Origin of the sequence: Methylophaga sp. UBA678 (assembly GCF_002299105.1) — a bacterium.
Taxonomy (GTDB): Bacteria; Pseudomonadota; Gammaproteobacteria; order Nitrosococcales; family Methylophagaceae; genus Methylophaga; species Methylophaga marina.
Genome location: NZ_DBNG01000022.1, coordinates 32,018 through 51,166 on the forward strand (window position 1 = coordinate 32,018; position 19,149 = coordinate 51,166).

Annotated in this window: 19 protein-coding genes; 9 read left to right on the forward strand and 10 right to left on the reverse strand. The window is 45.1% G+C overall.

Going from position 1 to position 19,149, the window contains the following annotated elements:
• Window positions 1-24: 24 nt before the first annotated feature.
• Complete coding sequence (locus tag B3014_RS11575; RefSeq protein ID WP_289244193.1) at window positions 25-750, reverse strand: hypothetical protein; 726 nt, start codon at window positions 748-750, stop codon at window positions 25-27.
• A 235-nt stretch (window positions 751-985) separates the two neighbouring features.
• On the opposite strand from B3014_RS11575, the gene B3014_RS11580 reads away from it, so the two are divergent.
• The gene (locus B3014_RS11580) at window positions 986-1,618 is read left to right on the forward strand and encodes an SDR family oxidoreductase (RefSeq protein ID WP_289244194.1); all 633 of its coding nucleotides are present in this window, start codon (window positions 986-988) and stop codon (window positions 1,616-1,618) included.
• 77 nt (window positions 1,619-1,695) lie between these two features.
• On the opposite strand, the gene B3014_RS11585 is transcribed toward B3014_RS11580, so the two are convergent.
• Window positions 1,696-2,751, reverse strand: a complete 1,056-nt coding sequence (locus tag B3014_RS11585) for a succinylglutamate desuccinylase/aspartoacylase family protein (protein ID WP_289244195.1) — start codon at window positions 2,749-2,751, stop codon at window positions 1,696-1,698.
• Between the two features lie 420 nt (window positions 2,752-3,171).
• Here B3014_RS11585 and B3014_RS11590 point away from each other — a divergent pair, with 420 nt between their 5' ends.
• Genes B3014_RS11590 through B3014_RS11605 form a run of 4 tightly spaced genes read left to right on the forward strand, consistent with a single transcriptional unit; the run spans window position 3,172 to window position 7,555 of the window.
• The gene (locus B3014_RS11590; RefSeq protein ID WP_289244196.1) at window positions 3,172-3,984 is read left to right on the forward strand and encodes a hypothetical protein; all 813 of its coding nucleotides are present in this window, start codon (window positions 3,172-3,174) and stop codon (window positions 3,982-3,984) included.
• Window positions 3,985-5,022 carry an extracellular solute-binding protein gene (locus tag B3014_RS11595; RefSeq protein ID WP_289244197.1) on the forward strand — a complete coding sequence of 346 codons (1,038 nt, stop codon included), beginning with the start codon at window positions 3,985-3,987 and terminating at the stop codon, window positions 5,020-5,022. It begins immediately after the preceding gene.
• Window positions 5,019-6,545: an ABC transporter permease gene (locus B3014_RS11600; protein ID WP_289244198.1), complete on the forward strand. Its 1,527-nt coding sequence runs from the start codon at window positions 5,019-5,021 to the stop codon at window positions 6,543-6,545. The genes B3014_RS11595 and B3014_RS11600 overlap by 4 nt, the downstream gene beginning before the upstream one ends.
• Complete coding sequence (locus B3014_RS11605; RefSeq protein ID WP_289244199.1) at window positions 6,542-7,555, forward strand: ABC transporter ATP-binding protein; 1,014 nt, start codon at window positions 6,542-6,544, stop codon at window positions 7,553-7,555. Before B3014_RS11600 ends, B3014_RS11605 begins: the two co-directional genes overlap by 4 nt.
• 201 nt (window positions 7,556-7,756) lie before the next feature.
• Here the strand turns inward: B3014_RS11605 and B3014_RS11610 are convergent, their stop codons facing one another.
• Window positions 7,757-8,542 carry a response regulator transcription factor gene (locus B3014_RS11610; protein WP_289244200.1) on the reverse strand — a complete coding sequence of 262 codons (786 nt, stop codon included), beginning with the start codon at window positions 8,540-8,542 and terminating at the stop codon, window positions 7,757-7,759.
• Between the two features lie 330 nt (window positions 8,543-8,872).
• On the opposite strand from B3014_RS11610, the gene B3014_RS11615 reads away from it, so the two are divergent.
• The gene (locus B3014_RS11615; protein ID WP_289244201.1) at window positions 8,873-10,507 is read left to right on the forward strand and encodes an inverse autotransporter beta domain-containing protein; all 1,635 of its coding nucleotides are present in this window, start codon (window positions 8,873-8,875) and stop codon (window positions 10,505-10,507) included.
• A 145-nt stretch (window positions 10,508-10,652) separates the two neighbouring features.
• Here the strand turns inward: B3014_RS11615 and B3014_RS11620 are convergent, their stop codons facing one another.
• Both B3014_RS11620 and B3014_RS11625 read right to left on the reverse strand, forming a co-directional pair.
• Entirely contained in the window at window positions 10,653-11,753 is a 1,101-nt protein-coding gene (locus B3014_RS11620) for a M23 family metallopeptidase (RefSeq protein WP_289244202.1), read from the reverse strand.
• Between the two features lie 160 nt (window positions 11,754-11,913).
• Complete coding sequence (locus B3014_RS11625; protein ID WP_289244203.1) at window positions 11,914-12,897, reverse strand: alpha/beta hydrolase; 984 nt, start codon at window positions 12,895-12,897, stop codon at window positions 11,914-11,916.
• Window positions 12,898-13,095: 198 nt separating this feature from the next.
• Between B3014_RS11625 and B3014_RS11630 the strand changes: the two genes are divergently transcribed.
• The 3 genes from B3014_RS11630 to B3014_RS11640 all read left to right on the forward strand — a co-directional run bounded on the left by B3014_RS11630 (window position 13,096) and on the right by B3014_RS11640 (window position 14,330).
• A complete protein-coding gene (locus B3014_RS11630) occupies window positions 13,096-13,476 on the forward strand; it encodes a hypothetical protein (RefSeq protein ID WP_289244204.1) in 381 nt (126 codons plus the stop codon).
• Window positions 13,477-13,785: 309 nt separating this feature from the next.
• Window positions 13,786-14,058, forward strand: a complete 273-nt coding sequence (locus B3014_RS11635; protein WP_289244205.1) for a type II toxin-antitoxin system RelB/DinJ family antitoxin — start codon at window positions 13,786-13,788, stop codon at window positions 14,056-14,058.
• Window positions 14,058-14,330, forward strand: coding sequence for a type II toxin-antitoxin system YafQ family toxin (locus B3014_RS11640; RefSeq protein ID WP_289244206.1), 273 nt, complete (start codon window positions 14,058-14,060; stop codon window positions 14,328-14,330). The genes B3014_RS11635 and B3014_RS11640 overlap by 1 nt, the downstream gene beginning before the upstream one ends.
• Window positions 14,331-14,396: 66 nt before the next feature.
• On the opposite strand, the gene B3014_RS11645 is transcribed toward B3014_RS11640, so the two are convergent.
• From B3014_RS11645 to B3014_RS11665, 5 genes are all read right to left on the reverse strand, one after another.
• Window positions 14,397-14,999 (reverse strand): DUF6680 family protein, encoded by a 603-nt coding sequence (locus B3014_RS11645; protein WP_289244207.1) that lies wholly within the window; start codon window positions 14,997-14,999, stop codon window positions 14,397-14,399.
• A 410-nt stretch (window positions 15,000-15,409) separates the two neighbouring features.
• The gene (locus tag B3014_RS11650) at window positions 15,410-15,757 is read right to left on the reverse strand and encodes a DUF488 domain-containing protein (RefSeq protein ID WP_289244208.1); all 348 of its coding nucleotides are present in this window, start codon (window positions 15,755-15,757) and stop codon (window positions 15,410-15,412) included.
• Between the two features lie 26 nt (window positions 15,758-15,783).
• Window positions 15,784-16,227 carry a CopD family protein gene (locus tag B3014_RS11655; protein ID WP_289244209.1) on the reverse strand — a complete coding sequence of 148 codons (444 nt, stop codon included), beginning with the start codon at window positions 16,225-16,227 and terminating at the stop codon, window positions 15,784-15,786.
• A gap of 71 nt (window positions 16,228-16,298) precedes the next feature.
• Window positions 16,299-16,697, reverse strand: a complete 399-nt coding sequence (locus B3014_RS11660; RefSeq protein WP_289244210.1) for a SirB2 family protein — start codon at window positions 16,695-16,697, stop codon at window positions 16,299-16,301.
• A 29-nt stretch (window positions 16,698-16,726) separates the two neighbouring features.
• A complete protein-coding gene (locus tag B3014_RS11665) occupies window positions 16,727-18,991 on the reverse strand; it encodes a nitric-oxide reductase large subunit (RefSeq protein ID WP_289244211.1) in 2,265 nt (754 codons plus the stop codon).
• Window positions 18,992-19,149: the final 158 nt, after the last annotated feature.

The following is a 19,149-nucleotide window of genomic DNA, read 5'->3' on the forward strand; positions in this document are numbered from 1 at the left end:
AGCGTTATTCATGATGAAGGAAGATCACTGATATTGCTCGACGATGGCCGTCATATCTCTATAACCTTTGGGTGGTTGATACTGTTTGAGCGTCTTGGTTTTAGTTTCTGACCAGGTTGCACCATTACTATCGACATAATAAATAGTTTCACCTTCTCGTTTTATGGCGTAGTGACGATAGGCATCAGATAAGTTGGGGTTAGTAAAAACAAAACCATTGACGATTTTGAGTGGTACATCTTCATCCACGCCTTGTTGATAACTCGCATAGGCGTTATTGACCTTCCACCAATAAAAATCATAGCGACTCGCCTGGTCTTTGTACTCCATCGCTCGTATTTCCAGCGTATTCCCTGTTTTGCTTTTTTCAACCCAGTAACCGTCCAGCTCAGCAGCTTTTATTTCTGGTGCCGGAACGAATGTATAACGATTGTGTTTAAGGCTCAGCACAGGCTTATTCCAGTCAATGGTGGTAGTCATTGTTTTATGAAATGTGACACTGCTTTTGCCTGGCGTCAGTGTCACATCATTGCCGTTCTGCTCGACCCGATACCGATCCTCAGCCTTCAAATCGCCCTTTGGAGAAAAAGTCGCTATATCACCGTCAATCGCTAACACTCCTCTGCCAGAGGTTTCTACCCAAAAACCGTTTAGGTTGTTTCTCTCTATTTGCGATTCAGCTAATGCAGCATGCCCCATCAATATTAAGGTGATAAAAACCAGCAACTGCATTCTTACTCTTTCTCTCATACTTTCTCCTATGGATGTTGAATCTATTTTTGTTTTATTGATGCCAGCCACTTAATTTCATGTGGTTCATTGGCGTTTGAAGCTTTGTCCTATTCGGTTCAGAAATCAGGACAAAATGGTTTCCCAGCCATGACTTTTTCCATATTCATAGTTCTACCGGATTTGTATGATGGGGTCACTGGTATTTCTTCCAGAATCAATAGACACTGATCACCTGTTCAAACTAGGAGAAAGTATGCAAACGGTTGTTATTTTCGGTGCGGCCAGTGGTTTAGGCGCAGCCATGGTGGAGTATTTTCATGATCAGGGTTTTGAAGTAATAGGGGTCGCTAGAGACCCCGCAAAAAACCCACGGTTAGCCGAGCTAAAAGTGCAGGCACTAAGTTGTGATGCCACCATTCAAGCACAGGTAGAACAGACGGTTTCCAGCCTGCCAAAAGAGGCTTGGGTCATATCAACGATGGGCAGTTACCGTGCTGATGTGCCAGTGGATTATATCGGTCATCGCTACCTGATTAATGCCATGGAAGCTCACGATATCAAGCGCTTTCTACTGGTGACATCACTAGGTTGTGGTGACTCATGGCAATATTTGTCTGAGCGCTCTAAGCAAGGATTTGGAGCAGCGGCAAGAGAGAAATCGCTGGCCGAGTCCTGGCTGCAAACCAGTACTCTTGATTACACCATACTGCGCCCTGGCGGTCTGAAAGACGGTGATATCACCCACACCGGTCAGCTCTCACAACATCAAGAAGTTCATGGTTTGATTCATCGGAAAGAAGTAGCGAGACTGGCCCATGAGCTACTCAAGACTGAACAGAGTTTGGGTCAGATTTATCAATGTATCGACCCAGAGCTTAGCTGGTAATAACAGCAACCAAAATGACAAACACCCCAGCCAGGCCTTTAATTGGCTGAGGTGTTATTTGACTGCTTAATGCTGACTTAAACTTCCTGCTCTATCCCAATTGTCACTGGGCTTTCACCCGCTTTAACAGGTGGGGTTTCGTTAATCATCATCACGGTGCCGTTTATTGGAGAAGCTAACTCAGTAAGCACATTGCCAAAATAATCTCTCACCTCACCGACGATGGTGCCTTTTTCTACCACACTGCCAATGTCAACGCGGGGGGTAAATAAACCATCAACAGGGCTGGCGACTGATTTCAGTTTGTCATAAATCACAGGGGCTGGATGCGGGGTCGGCTCACCCGGCAACATATCCAGAAAATAGAGCGCGTTACGTGACAGTTCCAGCGTCGCTTCAACAAACGCTTCATCACTTTGACCCAGATGACCAATTTCAGTGGTCAGTCCTGGTTTACCACGCGTCATCGCCGTATTTGGATAAGAAATTGAATTCGCTGGATCACGTGGTCGTTCACCATACATCACGATATGTTGCATACCTGTCGCTTTAGCAAACTCAAAGGTCAGCTCATCCAATTCTTCGCTATCTACAAAGGGGGAATAAACGTGTGGCAGTAGTTGCTGATTCCAGCTACCGGAATGCATATCGATAAGAAAGTCCATCTTACTGATGAATTCACGGGTGAAAAATTCAGCCAGCTGTTCGGTCGGCGTGCCATTCTTATCACCTGGAAATTCACGATTCAGGTTTTTATTATCCGCTGGATGCAGAGCAACACGACGAGCATGAAAGCCCGGTAAATTGGCTAGGTGCACGAGAATCAAGGTACCCTTTAACTGCTTTGCATCGACTTCTTCGCGTAACCGTTGCAAGGCCAAAATAGCGGGAAACTCATCACCATGTATACCCGCTGTTAATAATAAAACCGGACCGGGCTCCGTACCATGAATGATGGTAACAGGCACTTCCAAGTCTTTTTCTTTGGCCATATAGGAATGTGATTCCCCTGCCTCGGTCAGCACATCAGCAAGCTCAAAGGGTGATTGTGCAAAAACGGTGCTGCTGAGTAATAAACTAAAAAGCCATATGTATTTTCTGAGAAAATCAAATCTATGTTTCTTGCTGCTCATCTTAATTTAATCATCCTGAAGTCATTAAAAAGTGTTGGGGTTTACTTGCTTCAGAAATTTATAGCATGGCTGTCAATAGCAACGCTGATGAAAAGGCGCTCTGAACGACTCGATCGAAAAGCGTATTTTTCGACTGCTTTAACGACCAAAGATGGATTCTTTTTTCAGTCATCAGGTAATTCACCTTCCTATCGTTTTGTATGACCAACCTGCATATCTGAATCAAGATGAAACAACTCACAAGAAATAAGGTCGAAGTCTGCAATCTGGTGTAAACACAATGCCAAGTTTGCAAAAAACTCACACCGTTTGAGCTAACATCCAGACAATAGTTAGTTTACCCTGGTAATAGAAATAAGTATCATTATCAAAAAATAACCTTAAATCAAAAACCCATCGCAACTCCAGGAGATACAAACGATGACGATTAATTGGTTCAAACGCCAACATCTTATAGCGTTGTTAGGCGCTGCTGCCTTATTTACAGCCCCTGTTACTTTCGCTAACGGCCCAGTCGGTGAACACGTCAATCATTTATCTGACAACCTCGATAATTACTCAAAAGAAGTGAAGTGGCTGAATACAAAAGTCGAAGAAATGATTAGCCGCTATCAGAAAGGTGGTGTAGAAGAAGCCAAACCTGAATTACTCGTTGAATACTGGGAAGAGGTGAAATTCCATTCAGCTATCGAAACCAATTATGTTCCTGTTTACGCTTCTATTTGGCAGGGTTTATACGGTGTGAAGGATGCCTTGGAAGAACAAGAGTCGATTGAAGACATCCGTATTCAACAACGTTTCCTCGAACAATCTTTATGGCAAGCCCTAGGTGCAGTAAAATTAGCGGCTCAATACCAAGACAAAGGCCTGACTGACAAAGTCGTCACGACTGAAGCCAACCCAACGAATTCTCTGGAAGCACTTCAAGCTATCAAAGGTCGTCTGGATCGCGTTGTTGCCAAATATGCTGAGCAGCTAGATAAAGAAGCTGTCAGCATTGTGCACGATACCTATCTGAACCTGTTTGAAGGTGTCGAAGGTGAATTGATTTCACTGGATGCCGGGCTGGTAGAAGATCTGGAAAAAGATTTTAATGTTGTGCTGCCACAAGCGATTCAGAAAGGCCAGAGCCTGGATGAAGTTCGCGAAGTTGTGAACACGATGAAAGGCAAAATCGATACAGCGCATGATTTACTCGAAAAATCGGCGGAAGAGAGAAAGGACGTTTTCTAAATGCAACGTAGAACATTCATACAATCTCTGGCAGCGCTCGCCGCTGCCGGTGCATTGCCACTGAGTATTAAACAAGTTCTCGCCGATCCTGCTAATGCGATGTCGGTTGAGGATTTACCTAAACTCGAAGGCGAGTTAACCCTCTACCTTGGACGCGGTGAGGGTGGACTGTATGAAAATGTCATCAAAGCCATTGAAAAGCGTAACCCTGATCTTAAGTTACGCATCCGTCGTGGACCGACGGCTTCTCTGACCAATGCCATCCTCGCTGAAGCTAAGGCTGGTGTCCGTCGGGCAGACTTGTTCTGGGCAGTCGATTCTGGCGCGGTGGGTATGGTCACATCGGCCGAGCTTGCACAGCCACTGCCTAGCGATCTGACAGGCCAACTGCGTGATGAATTCCAGTTTCCTGACTGGGTGCCTATTACCGGTCGTATCAGAACCATTCCGTTTAATACCGAGAAATTAACTGCCGATAAAATCCCAGACGATATTATGGCTTTACCCGATACCGACTTGAGTGTCGGCTGGGCCCCGGCGTATGCGGCGTTTCAGTCTTTTATTACCGGCATGCGAATTCTGGAGGGTGATAAAGCGACTGCTGACTGGCTAAAAGCCATGAACCAAAAAGCCAAAAAATTCGCAGGTGAACTCGGTGTAGTGATGGCTGTGGAACGCGGTGAAGTAGATATCGGCCTGGCTAATCATTACTACACACTGCGTTTAAAAGCAGGTAAGCCGGATGCCAATGTCGACCTGGCTTTCACCAATAACGATGCGGGTTGTCTGGTTAATGCTTCTGGCATTCTGGCACTCAAAGAAGGCGAATTGCCAACTAACTTCATTCGTTATTTATTAACTAAAGAAGTGCAGTCTTACCTTGCTGAAGAAGCCTGTGAAATTCCACTTGTGACAGGCGTCCATCCGCCCGAGGGATTACCAAAATTAAATAGCATTAATCCGCCACAAATTGATTTAACCCGTCTGGGTGACTTGCGTCCGACCATCGACTTGATGCGAAACGTCGGCGTTTTATGAAGCGATGGTCTCCGTCTTACCCTCTGGCATTAATCATCGCCCTGACAGCGCTGATGCCAGTGGTGGTGCTGATCTCATTAGCGTCCGACAGCCCACAGCTGTTTGATGCTCGTAATCTCGAGATTCTTACCAATACGTTAGCCCTGATGGTGTTCACCGCTGGAGGTGCTGTCTTAATTGGTGTTCCGCTGGCATTACTCACTGCGTATGTCAGACTCCCCTGGGGTAAGTTCTGGCTGGTTTTACTGGCCGCACCATTAGCTATTCCCAGCTATATTGGGGCTTTCACGCTTTATGCCGCTTTCGGGCCTGGTGGCGAAATAGAACAATTAACAGGTATCACAACACCCAGCTTTGATGGTTTGTTTGGTTCCAGTGTGGTGATGGCACTCTACACCTACCCTTTTGTCATGCTGACTGTGCGTGCCTCTCTGCTTAGTCTTGATGCCAGTTTGGTGTATGCCGCACGCACGTTAGGTATGTCGCTGCTCGGTAGTCTATGGTCTGTCGTTTTACCGCGTATCACCAATGGTATTGCTGCTGGCGCTTTACTGGCAGCTATGTATGCCCTGTCTGACTTTGGTACGCCGGCCATTTTAGGGCTGGATACCTTTACTCGCATGATTTATGTGGAATACAACAGCTTCGGTCTCAGCCAAGCGGCGATGCTATCACTGCAATTGCTGGTGATTGTGGGTCTTATCCTGTTTCTTGAGTCGCGCGTTAAAGGCACACACGAAAGACCGGGTAAATCATTGACCTTATGGCCGGGTAAACTTCGCACATCCGCAATGTTGCTGGCTTCTCTGCCTGTAATTGCCTTATCTATCCTGTTACCGCTGGCTGTGTTTTGCATCTGGTTATGGCGTGAAGGTGCCGGTAACTTTGAACTGGTTTACGCCTGGAACTCAGCCTATGCCGCTTTCTTCGCCGCCATCGCTACCGTCATCTTTGCTTTACCTGTAGCACAGGCCGCCATCAGCGGTAAATTTGGACGCTTGATGGAACGCGTGAGTTACCTTGGTTTTGGTGTGCCTGGTATTGTTATGGGCACCGCCCTAGTCTATGTCGGCTTACAGCTTTCCTTTCTTTATCAGACACTGGCTTTATTGGTGTTAGCCTATGTGATGCGCTTTTTGCCTCTCGCGGTCGGCTCCATTCGTTCGACTTCTGAACGTCTTGATCCTAGTCTGGTAAAGGCGGCACGTCTGCTGGGAGCCAGTCGAAAAGAGGCGTTCCGCCGAATCACGTTACCCCTGAGTATTCGTGGCATCGTTGCCGGTGCCGCTTTGGTATTCCTTGAAGTCATGCGAGAATTACCGGCAACGCTGATCCTGAGCCCGCTCGACTTTGAAACGCTGGCCACCTATTTATGGCGCGTTTATGAAGCCGGTTATTTTGGTCAGGCAGCCATTCCCGGATTGTTATTAGTAGTGATTTCCGCTCTGGCTATGGCCATCATGTTTTATGGTGAGCGTTGGAACCAGACGGATATCATCGAAGAGGAACCCTCTCTCTCATGATTGAAGTGCAGAATGTTTCTGTCCATTACGGGCAGAAAAAAGTGGTGGATAACATTAGCTTTACACTCGGAGACGCTGAGCTGTTAACACTGGTTGGCCCCACTGGATGCGGTAAAACGACCATTCTTCAAGCATTAGCTGGGCTTATTCCTATTTCCGATGGCACAATTAAGCTGGGCTCACACACCGTTACTGCCACTAAAACCATCGCACCGGAAAAACGTCAGGTCGGTATGGTGTTTCAAGACTTCGCCTTGTTTCCTCACCTGACCGTCATAGAGAATGTCAGCTTCAAACTGAAAGACAATGCTAAAGCCAACCACTGGATCGAATTGCTGGGCCTGACGCCTTGGCGTGATGCCAAACCGGCAAACCTCTCAGGCGGTCAAAAACAACGTGTCGCTCTGGCTCGCACGCTGGCACATGAGCCCGCGTTTGTCTTGCTGGATGAACCACTGTCTAATTTGGATGCGGCTCTAAAAGATGATTTACGCTGGGAAATTCGTCAGGCACTCAAAGAAGCAGGCGTACCAGCCATTTGGGTCACCCATGACCAGGAAGAGGCCCTGTCTGTAGGTGATCGGATTGGCATCCTCAAAGATGGCAAACTACAACAAATCGACACACCAGAAAACTGCTTTAGCAAACCACAAAGTCGCTTTGTAGCTCGTTTTCTCGGTGATGCCAGCTTTCTACCCGGCACACTTAATACCGGTAGTAACATTGTCGCCACTGCTTTAGGTAATGCACCAGCCTCCCCCGTCAATGATGCACAAGGTGAGGTGGATTTATTACTTAGACCTGACGATCTCTCATTAACGCTCGACGAAGGGGGTAATGGCGAAATTATCTGGAGTCGTTATGAAGGCAGTGCTCGTCTATATGGAATCAAAACCGATGCTGGAGCAACGGTGAAAATTCGTTGCAGTCATGAAAACATCGCAGAACCAGGTCAGCGTGTGATGATGCATATCATTACGACACACCCTTTAGCCGTGTTCGAGCGATAAGTACGTATTTTACGATGTCAGATAGCAATAAATAGGATTATGGATTCGCCATGACGTGCGTATAACAGATCTTAGAATAAGACTAGACTGTAGTACTCTACGCCTGAACGTTTGTATTTCTGATCATATCTGACTAGCTCGGATTTCAGTGACATGACACACTGAAGAAAAGTGTTCAGATTTTTCTCTTGGATAGAAAGTTTATTCTTGCGTTTCGCCAAGCCACAATGAAATAAGCCCATTACGACCACGCACACCAAATTTACGACAAATACGAACGCAATACGTGTGAACCGTACTATGCCTTAGGCCCAACTCATCGGCAATCTCGGCTTCTGTTTTCTCAGTGAGTAGGCCACTCAGCACCCGACGCTCGGCTGCAGTCAGTGTTTCTTCGGCGAGATAAATACCATGATGCAATGTGACTTGTTTTTGGAACCACTTTGTCGGACGCACGGCATAATCCAATAACTGGCGTTCTGCTTCACCAAAATTCACCCAGTCTTTACCACCGCGTTCAAATATCATCCATGATTCCACATCAGGGCTGATTGGCGTCGCCACGAAAATGACATCACGGATATCAAAAGGCACAAATAATTTTTTATAAATCTCCGACTCAAACCATTCCGGTGGCACCATCTCGTGTTTGATATTGATTCTGAATGTGCCGGCATTCTTAAGGTTAGCAAGAATACTGGGATCAACCAGTCCACTATCGAGCCTACGATAATGTTCTTTGCGAACAGCTTCACGTTCGGCGGTATGATGCAGATAATAATTGTGGCGCGCTCGCCAGCCAGAGGCTGGGTCATTTTCAGCAATAGCGTCAATTCTTAACGAGCCTATCCAGTAGGCCTGCTGAGCATCAACCAGATCGGCCAGTCTTTGCAGTGTGGTATCCAGCATTTCCAATGAACGAGAGGCACTGCTAGCGGCCATGTCATCCCAAAGCTGATGAATGGCTTGTTTTTGAGCGTCTTCCATGTGTGTTTCTATAACTTAATTATCAAAAGTGTCACTAATCAGTGACTATCACCGCGTTGTGTCTTTTCCTAATATGCATATCTGTATTTTCGCTTTAACAAACACATTTCACCCAAATTGTTAAACCGTTTGTTCTAACCGAATAACAACTTTTTTGTTTTGGAAAATCTTTGATTTGTCGAAATTCTGCGAGGACTTTCGGCGAAAAAGCAAAAATATGCTGCATTACTTATCGATAATGCACGGCTAAAGGCATGGATGCAACTCTCCACACTCTCAATGTTCATGTTCAGCCAGTAACAAATGAAAACTTAGAAGTAAGGAACATTGATGAACAAAACACTGCTTTCTCTCATGCTCGCCGCCAGCTTTGTCACTATCACTGAGGTTCAAGCTGAAACAGCACGCTCATCTGACAAGTGGCAGCCACGTATCGACTTCGAAGGCAAACTGGGTAACGAACGTAGCCTGGGTGAAGCAGATTTATTGATACCGCTTTGGCAAAACAACGACAGCCTGCTGTTTGCGAATCTGCGCGGCCGTATGGATAACGATGACAGTTACGAAGGCAACATCGGTGTGGGTCTTCGCCACATGCTGGACAATGGTTGGAACCTCGGTGGCTATGGTTATTTTGACCGTCGTAAAAGCCCCTATGACAATTTCTTCAACCAAGTGACCTTAGGTGTCGAAGCCTTGTCGATGGACTGGGATTTACGTGCCAATGCCTATATTCCCGTGGGGAAAACCAGCTACTTTGAAGAGAGTTTAGGCACTGCGGATTTTTCCGGCACCGCTATCACCTACCGCGCCGGTGAAGAACGCTCCATGAGCGGTTACGACGCTGAAATCGGTTGGCGTATTCCGGTATTTACTCCCGAAGACGATAAGCAATTACGTGTCTATGCTGGTGGCTACCGATTTACCGACAGCAAAGCAGAGACCATCCAGGGGCCGCGCGCTCGACTGGAAATGAAATTCAATGCTTTGCCTTTTTTGTCGAGAGGTTCGCGTTTATCGCTGGGGCTGGAATATCAGCGTGACGATCCCCGTGGCAGTCAGCGTTTTGCCATGTTGCGACTCAGCATTCCATTGGGGGGCACAAAAGCTAGATCAAGTCGAGCACTGACAGCCATGGAACAACGGATGACGGATCCTGTTGTCCGCGATGTCGATGTGGTCAGCCAGGGAGGCAGTTACGGTGCGCCCGAGGTGATTCGCGAAACCGCCGATGGCAAACGCATTGTGCTGTTTGATGACAATGTTAATGCCAGTAATTTCAGTACCGCCATTGCTAACGCGGGTGACAACGCTACCATTATCCTGAACGGTGATTACACCGGGGTAAACACCCTAGCGATAGTACAGCCAGGCCAGCAGATTTTGGGAGCTGCAAACCTCAGGGTCAAAACCCCATCTGGAAGAAGCGTCAACATTACTACGCCATCAGCCAGTATCTCTGGCTCAGGCAGTAATGGCGGCCTCGGTGGCGGAAGACGGTTTTTCGAAATGGCAGATAACAGCAGCCTTATCGGTGTGAATGCCAAAATAACTAGTTCAAATTCAGCCAGAATCGTCGAAATTAATGGCAAAGAAAATGTCAACATTCTGAATAACACGTTCACCACGGTTAGTGAAGCTACTGCCAGCGGTTTAGCGATTAGAGACAGCCGTAATGTCACCGTACGCAATAACAATATCAACATTATCGCCAATGGCGGTATTGGCTATGCCACAGCCTTTATCGGTAATAACGCCAATATCGACTTTTCAAACAACACGCTGAATATGGGAGGCACATCCCCAGCGAGCAAGTGGCGTACATACTTTTTCGCTAGCAGTGTGACGGTTAATAACCTCTCGGGGGCAGGTAATACATCAAACCACGTCGAATGTTATTTCAATAATAGTAACTATACCGTTACCGGCTCAATTGAAACCAATGGCAATATCAGCTGCCCTTGAGTTAAAGAGCATTGGTATGCATTAAAATCATTTTTTGATTCGGTAGCCATATACTTGGCTGAAGAAGACAATGATATTTTAAAATCAAAGGAACCAGCCCAAAATGATCTCAAATTCAAAATAGAGCATACCATGCAGTCCATGCTCAGCTTGCAGGTAACTTTGGCTCAGGCTTCAAAAATGGTGCTGGGTCAACAGGGCCACCAGCGTATATCCCAAAGTGAAGATGAGGCGGTGTGGTTCTGGCATTACCCGTGTTGCCCACATAGCCGATAACCTCACCTTTCTTGACCTTATCACCCGATTCAACGGCAAAGTCATCCAGATGAGCATAATAATATCGGGCACTGCCTAAACCAAACAGTCCCCCTGATAGCCAGACGTGTTTGCCTCCCAAGCCAGAATTACCAGTACGGACATACCCATCAATCACAGCCGTAATCGGTGTGCCCTTTTTAGCAAAAATATCGACACCATGATGTTTTCTGGCACCACCATCACGCGGATCACCAAAGACGCTACCAATATCTCGCTGCTTCGCTCCTTCTACGGGAAAAGGTAATGAACCACCACTCGCCATGGCTAAGGAATAATCGACTTTAGCAAATAACTCGGGCTGTAACACAACGCGATAATCGCCAGCTGCTGATGCGATTCGCGTCTGGGTGTCGCCTTCCGCATCTAGATGACTTATTGTCGTCCAGTGTTCATCATTTCTTTTGCGTCGCTCAAGGCTGGCGTATAAGCGACTATCAGCCGTATCCTGTCGCGTGAGTTGCCATACCAGCTTTTCACCTCGTTCTAATGAGACCTGATAAATATGAGCTTCCACTTCATCATCTTCAAAAGTCTCAGTAGTGCGATATTGAGCACCTGCTTGTATTGGTTTCTTACTGGCCAGGTCAACCGCCTGTGTCCAGCGTTGGCCTAATGGACTTTCTAATAAACCTGCCATCCGTAAACGCCAGATAAATAGCTCACGCGGTGACCAACCCAGCATATCAAAGGCAATGTAATCAACAGCCTGTTCACTACTCTCAATAACATTTTGACGTAGGTCATCACGAGTAGTGAGCAATACGACCAAACTGGATAACAGAATAAACAATAACCAGAAACGTAGCACGCGTTTGGCAGACTTGGAGGACTCAGTGGCAGGCGGTTTATTATCCACCACCTGATTCATCTCATCCTGTTCAGGTACAGGCGTTTCTTCGTTGTCAGATGCTTTTGTCGGATCATTCATACCGATATTCAACCTGTTGTCTTGTGAACTCACTGTTAAGACAAACTGTAAGGTGAAATGCTCGGAGAGGTATTGATGGAAGTTAAAATGATGAGTGAGTTAATGGGGAAAATAGGAGATCACACTTCAGCTTTATCGCTCAGTAGCTATCTAGCTAGCCTTATTGAGTCACACAGCTTTTTATATGAGCTAAATTAGATTTCTGCTTATCATTTTGCATAAAAAAGTCAGTGATGACATGAGTCAGGACTGGATTAATTGGCCGATCGGGCTGATTATAGCTAGCAAGATTATCTGCCCGATGCGGCCCAGTCTGTTTGAAAATATGATTCATGCCATCCACCAGCTTCAACTGTGCATGTGGGTTGGCTTTAGCAAGTATTTTTGCTTGTGATTCACGCACTTGAATGTCGTTCAACCCTTGGATAATCAGCACTGGCATCTTAAGTTTGGCTATTTCTTTGGTGGGGTCATACTTAAACCAAGATATCATGTAAGGTTGCACACTCGGCCTAAACAAAGCATAGAGTTGGGGACTAACGTCATTGACCTTTTTGCCTTGCCTGAGACGCTCAATGATGGGTAATACACGAGTTAAAGCTTGCGGCGATTGTGACTCTATTTGTTCCAATATGACCTTATCTGCCGAAAGACCTGGGCCAGCAATAGAGATGAAGTTTTTCACACAGCTTTCCTGAGCAGCCACCATGCCAATCAATGAACCTTCACTATGTCCTATGATTGTGACGCCCTTAAAGCGCTCATCTTGGTTTAATAACGCCACCCAGTCTTTTACATCTGAAATGTAATGCTCAAACCGCAATTCACTCTCTTTTACGACCGCTTGTTGGCTTTTACCAATGCCTCGTTTGTCATACCTCAGAGTCGCAATACCATTTTTAGACAACGCCTCTGCCAGCATTTTTAGAGAATTATTCTTCATCGCAGGATTGTTGCCATCCCTGTCCGTCGGCCCCGAGCCTGCAATGATTAATGCTACAGGCACAGGACTGTTTCCAGTGGGGATAACAAGAGAGCCTTCCAGTATTCCTGTCTCGGTTTTCAACTTAATGATGGTGTCTGTTTGATCAGCAAACAGATCGCTGGTAATAAAGAACAAAGCAACCAATAAATAGAATTTCATGTTGATACTTTTTTCATAACGGTTTTGTTCTTTGTTTTTCAGTTTAAGACAGTTGCTGACACTATTGATTTATCAGATTCGTATATAGCAGAAGATAATTTAGAAGATTACTACTCTATTTAGAATAAAGTAGTATAAGCTTTTCTTTGTAAAAGGGTTCTCCAAACCATACTTCATAAAACTTTTGAAGGATTCACAATGAAAACCATTTTATTTACATCATTATTTTTACTTGCCACATCATCTGCAGCTTTCGCACAAGAAACTTACGATAGCAAGGTTCATACAGAAGCTGAAATCTTGGCAATGTTACCTGAAGGCGCGGGTAAGGCGTTTACAGGGCCGATTGTCAGAAATTATAACGATTGCGTAAAAGGTGTTAGTGACCCAAGAATTCAATCACTTAGCCCCAGAACAATACCTCAGTGCAATTGTACTTTGGACTATGTTGCAAACATTATGATCCCAAATAAAATGATGCAAACATCAAATATAAACAGAACGATGATACACAGGCCTGAGCAGTGCCGTGTTGAGAACCCAACAAAAGTAACGAAGTTAGATTCTGTGGTACGTTAGAAGAGCTCATCATCTAATTCTTGTTCAAACTTTTGGACATATTCATAGAGCTTTGCAGGCTTTAACTACAGGATTTCTATAGTGATATACAGCACCTCTTTCTATTCGCTGTAATTCCATTTGTTGATGAAAAACGTGCATTCCAAAATTGTGAACGTCCATGACTGAGACCTCCTTTAATCACATAACAGTATGCTTTATGCGGCCAGCGGTCTGATGAATCAATTACTCTGAAACTATTGATTTTTGCATGCCACTTGCTAGAATATGTCTTACATTGTAAGACAATGAATAACTTTTGGTGACACTATGAAGACAGAAACGCTAAGCACCCGAATTGATGCCGATACCAAATTGGCATTTACTAACGTATGCGAAGATATGGGATTAAGCACCTCCCAGGCGCTAAAGCTATTTGCCAAAGCGGTGGTTAATTATGGTGGTATTCCTTTTGAACTTAAAGTGCGCCAACCCAATGACATAACCGCCGCTGCTATTGCTGAGCTTGAAGCTGGCAATGCCAGTTCTGCTAAAGATGTTGAAGAATTATTTAGCAATTTGAATATTGGAAAGCTTCGTTGATGCTTGAGCTCGAATACTCAACACAATTTAAAAAAGACTTTAAGAAAATTGCCAAACTATCCATAACTGATATCGTTGAAGTGGGTCACGTCATAAAACAACTACAACTTGGCAAAACCTTATCTGAAAAATATCTAGATCACCCATTATCAGATGATTGGAAAAACTATCGTGATTGCCACATTAAACCTGACTTAGTTTTAATTTATAAAATTGATACAGATTCTTTAAAACTTGCAAGAATCGGAACGCATAGCGAATTGTTCCGGTAAACATGTAACGCCTAAAGCACGGGCGACAAAACCAAATCGAAGCGGCGGTTTTGGCGTCCTGTGCCTTTAATTGTTATGAATATCTTGCTCATTGTTATCAGCTTGTTCTTGGGGTGGAAAATTAACCACATACATTGGCAGAGGCCGGCCTTTGTTTACAAGCTGGTCTAAACCATCAAGTATGGCTAGTTGTGTATTTTCTATGTTTCCGTGAGCTATTGGCCTATAACAATCTCTTTGAAGCTGAACTTTATCGTAGTCATAGTTTAGAGACTGGGTTATTGCATAAAGCATGTTGGTAAATAACTCATCGCCTTTTTTGATCCATTGCTCTAAAGACTCATATTCATCTTTTTGATTAAGATGACTGTTGTAGCTTTTCCATGCATGAGTTACAGCCTGCTCTTTTCTTGTTTGATAGCGCGTTTTTAGAAAAGGCAGTAAACGGCCGTAAAATTCTATATCGATCATATTAAGGGCCTGAACATGATCTCTGTTTAAGCGCTCAGCTCGGGTAGACATGAGCGTTTTGAATAAGGCCATTCGGCGGTTCTTTTTTTCTTGCGTCCGCTCAATGAACTTTTGAGCCTGAACCGCTAAAATTGGGCCCAAGATCACAGCTGCTGTCATTATTATATCTTTTGTAGACATATCTAAATTTTCAAACACTCGTGATCTCCTAAATATTCATAACAGTGTGTTTTATGAGGCCAATGGCCGCATAATAAATATTAAGCAGGCGGCCTTATAATTCCTCACCAAAAGTTCTAATCTGTTGTTTATTAATAAAAGTAATTTCTTATTTACAGAATTATAAGGCCAAATTTTTAAGCTCACGTTGAAAAATAGTGCCTAGCTTTTCGTGTTCTGAGACTCGGATATTTCATGGCAAGCTTTCACTTTCTGTACTGGCTCAAATCCTTGTTGTCATCACTAGACGTTCTTTCACTACCTGATTAAAGCTGACTATAACTCATTTATTATCAGTGGCATACAAAACCATAGAATAAAAATGGGTAATCCTATTTTTGAAAGGCACTTATACCAACGGGTTTTGCGTTTGACGTGAAAATCGTTTGCTAACCCAGCTTCTCGAGATACTCTTTTAATATATGAGCATGGCTGTGTTGTTTGTCTTTTGCTGCATAGAGGAGCACGACATTTTTTTGTGTGACTTCGGCTAGGTAGTCTTTGGCTGTTTGTTTATGTTCACTCAGTTCGCTGAGGTATTTTTTACGAAATCTGTTCCATTTATCAGGGTCGTGATCAAACCATTTACGTAGTTCATCACTGGGGGTGAGTTCTTTCCAGTCGGCATCCAGATTGGCGTCTTCTTTTGATACTCCACGTGGCCATAATCGGTCCACCAGTACTCGGTAACCTGTGGGTGCATCACTTTCATAAATACGATGTAGCTTAATGTTCATGTATGCCTCCTGTTATTGCCGTGTGATTAATAAAGCCAACTTGTTCGGAATGACACGCCAACAACGACGAACAAGATGGAAAAAAGGGTGACGGGAATGATGTGCCAGGCCATCACTTTGAGTGTGTCTGGAGAGAGGTGAGGAATCACACGAAATCGTGCGTGAACAGCAAAGCTGAGTGTTAAAAGCAGCAGACACAATTTTGCCATGATGCCATGTGAGACGGGATTTGTGGGGTTAAACCAATGTGTGATGTCTGGCAGCATATGATAAGCCAGATACAAACCCGTTAAGATTTGAATAATCAGGGCGGGCATGCCTATCTTTTCATAAACTGATTCGAAACTAAGCAGCTCTTCAGGCGAACGATGCTTTAATACCTTTGGCAAGATCACCACCGATAAGACGATATGCCCTCCCGTCCATATGGTGGCAGCGAGTATGTGAAGCAGTAATAATGTCCCGTACATAACTATCCTCTAAATGCATCTATAAAATGGCTTTCAACGAACCAGCTATAGGCTTAAATGTATCTTTTACGTCAAAAGAGCAAGCTGAATATGCCCCCGCTTTGATGCGTTTTCGCTACGCTGAAAATAAACAACCACGTCATCAAAGCCAGCCCCCAAACTGTGGCATATTGCCGCTGGTTTCTTGTGTTGTAGAGCATGATGTGTGAGAGAAAGAGATAAACCATCAGCAGCAGAAACTTCACCGTAAGCCAAACATCGATAAAAGGAAATTGCTGCACGATATTGGTCAGCATTAACGCCGCGGTGATTAACACCGTATCAACGCCGTAGCGAAGATAACGAACAGACGTTGAAAGCAGATTATCGGCCTGACTCAGGTGAATGAGTCCATGAATGAAGAGCAAGCCGCCACTGGCAAAGGCCATCAACCAGTGTACTTGCCTCACCTCATCATAGAACTCAATCACCTGAGTCAGTCCTTCAATCGGATTGGCTTTTAGCCGCGTTGTTGCCCACCTTCATATTTTGGTTTAATCCATAAGCTGAGAATAAACCAAGCTAATAACAAAGCGCCGACAGCAAAGATGGTATCCCCGGGCACACGCATCCAGACCAGTAAATCAACAACCGGTTGCTGCATAAAGTCCGCTGATCGGGCGTACCAATAACCATGATTCAGGCTGGCAAACAATTGCATAACGCCAAGCGGTAACAGCGTGAGTAAAGCCATCAGAGCCAGACCAATATTGAAACACCAGAAGCTGGCTTTAAGAATACCTTCCGGCCAGACTAGATCAGGCTTGATACCGCGTATACAGAACAAGGTCAAACCAATACCCAACATACCGTAAACACCAAACAAGGCGGTATGACCATGCAGAGGCGTCAGGTTAAGACCTTGCATGTAGTACAGCGATAATGGTGGATTAATTAAAAATCCAAATAAACCGGCACCGACCAAATTCCAGAACGCCACGGCCACAAAGAACATAATCGGCCAGCGGTAACGTTTCATCCACTCAGTCGCATGACCCAATGTGTAATTGTGATACGCCTCAAACCCGATGTAGGCCAGTGGCACTACTTCGAGTGCTGAGAAGCTGGCACCCAACGCCAATACCGGTGTAGGTGATCCGACAAAGTAGAGATGATGCAATGTGCCAATTACGCCTCCTGACATGAAAATAATCGTGGCAAACAGCACAGCAACTGTTGCTGTTTTGACCGGGATTAAGCCCAGACGAGTAAATAAGAACGCAATAACTGCTGTGGCAAAGACTTCAAAGAATCCTTCAACCCAGAGGTGAACCAACCACCAGCGCCAGTATTCCACCATGGAAATATGGGTGTGTTCATTCCAGACCAGTGCCGCCCCAAAGAACAAGCCAATGGCAACGGTGGATAAGAACAGTAAACCAATAATGGAACGACTTTCAGAGGGTTGACGTAATGTCGGCCAGAGCGAGCGCCCCACCAAACACAACCAGAGTAATAAACCGATAAACAGGAACCACTGCCAGAACCGGCCAATATCGGCATATTCCCAACCTTGATGACCGAACCAGAAGTTATGCTCCAATCCTAATGTCTGATTCACCGCGAACCATTGTCCAGTAAAGGCACCGACCACAATAACCAGTAAGCAAACCCACAGCAGATTCACACCGAATCGCTGATAAGGCGGTTCATAACCCGATACGGCAGGACCGATATAAAGGCCGGTCGCGAGCCAGGCAAGTGCTATCCATAACACAGCCAGCTGGGTATGCCAGGTGCGAGTTATCGAGTAAGGCAAAATTTCCGATAACTCAAAGCCATACATAACCTGGCCTTCCACCTGATAATGCGCAGTCACCGCACCAAGTAGAATTTGTACCAGGAATAAAGCGAGCAACACCCAGAAATATTTGGCTGTCGCCATCATCGAAGGTGTAGGTCGTAAATCGCGCATGGGATCGGTTGCCGGCAGTTTACTGGTCGCCTCTTCTTTGCCATGAGACACCGCGTAATACCAGCCCATTAAACCAATTCCAGCCAGTAAGAATGTCACACTAAATGCAGACCAGAGGAACATACTCGCCGGTGGTTTATTATCAATCAACGGCTCATTAGGCCAGTTATTGGTATAGGTAATGTCACCATCAATGCGATTAGTCATAGTGGCCCATGCCGTCCACCAGAAAAAAGCGGAAAGTACACGACGATTTTCTGGATCGGTGACCGTGTTATTTTTCATGGCATAAGCTTCACGCAGCTCAGCCGTTGAAGGTTCATCACTAAAGAGGCGTTGATAATGTTCAGATACCTGACTTATCGCTTTGACTCTGTCCAAGCTTAAAGTGATGACGCCAGTGTCGGGATTGTATGTATTTTTTCTGACTAGGGACTTCAGTCTGCCTTGCAAAGCGGCTTGCTGTTCGGCATTGGCAAGCTCAAAACTTTCCACACCATAATCTCGGTTTGCCCAGAGATTGAGTAAGGCCATCAACTCTCGATGCATCCAGTCGGCACTCCAGTCTGGTGCGACATAACCACCGTGCCCCCAGATTGAACCAAGTTGCATTCCGCCAAAGGACTGCCAGACTTGTCGTCCTTTCTCAATATCATCACGACTGTAGATTAGCTGGCCATCATTAGTGACGACCTTTTCGGGCATGGGTGGTGCTTGTTGATAAATCTGATTACCACTCCATATCAGCACACCAAAAGAAACAAACAATAAGAAAGCGAGAAACAACCAGAGTTTTTTTACGTTTGTCATCAGTCACTCCTTTGTGAGATGGCGCCTATACCCTGAGCAAGGCTTTATTGAATACCGAGTAAATGACGGAATAGCGTTAATGAACGAGTCATTAACAACATCGATAGCTGCGCGTCAGTCAGCAAATTGACCAATGAATAAAAACTTTTAACGAATTG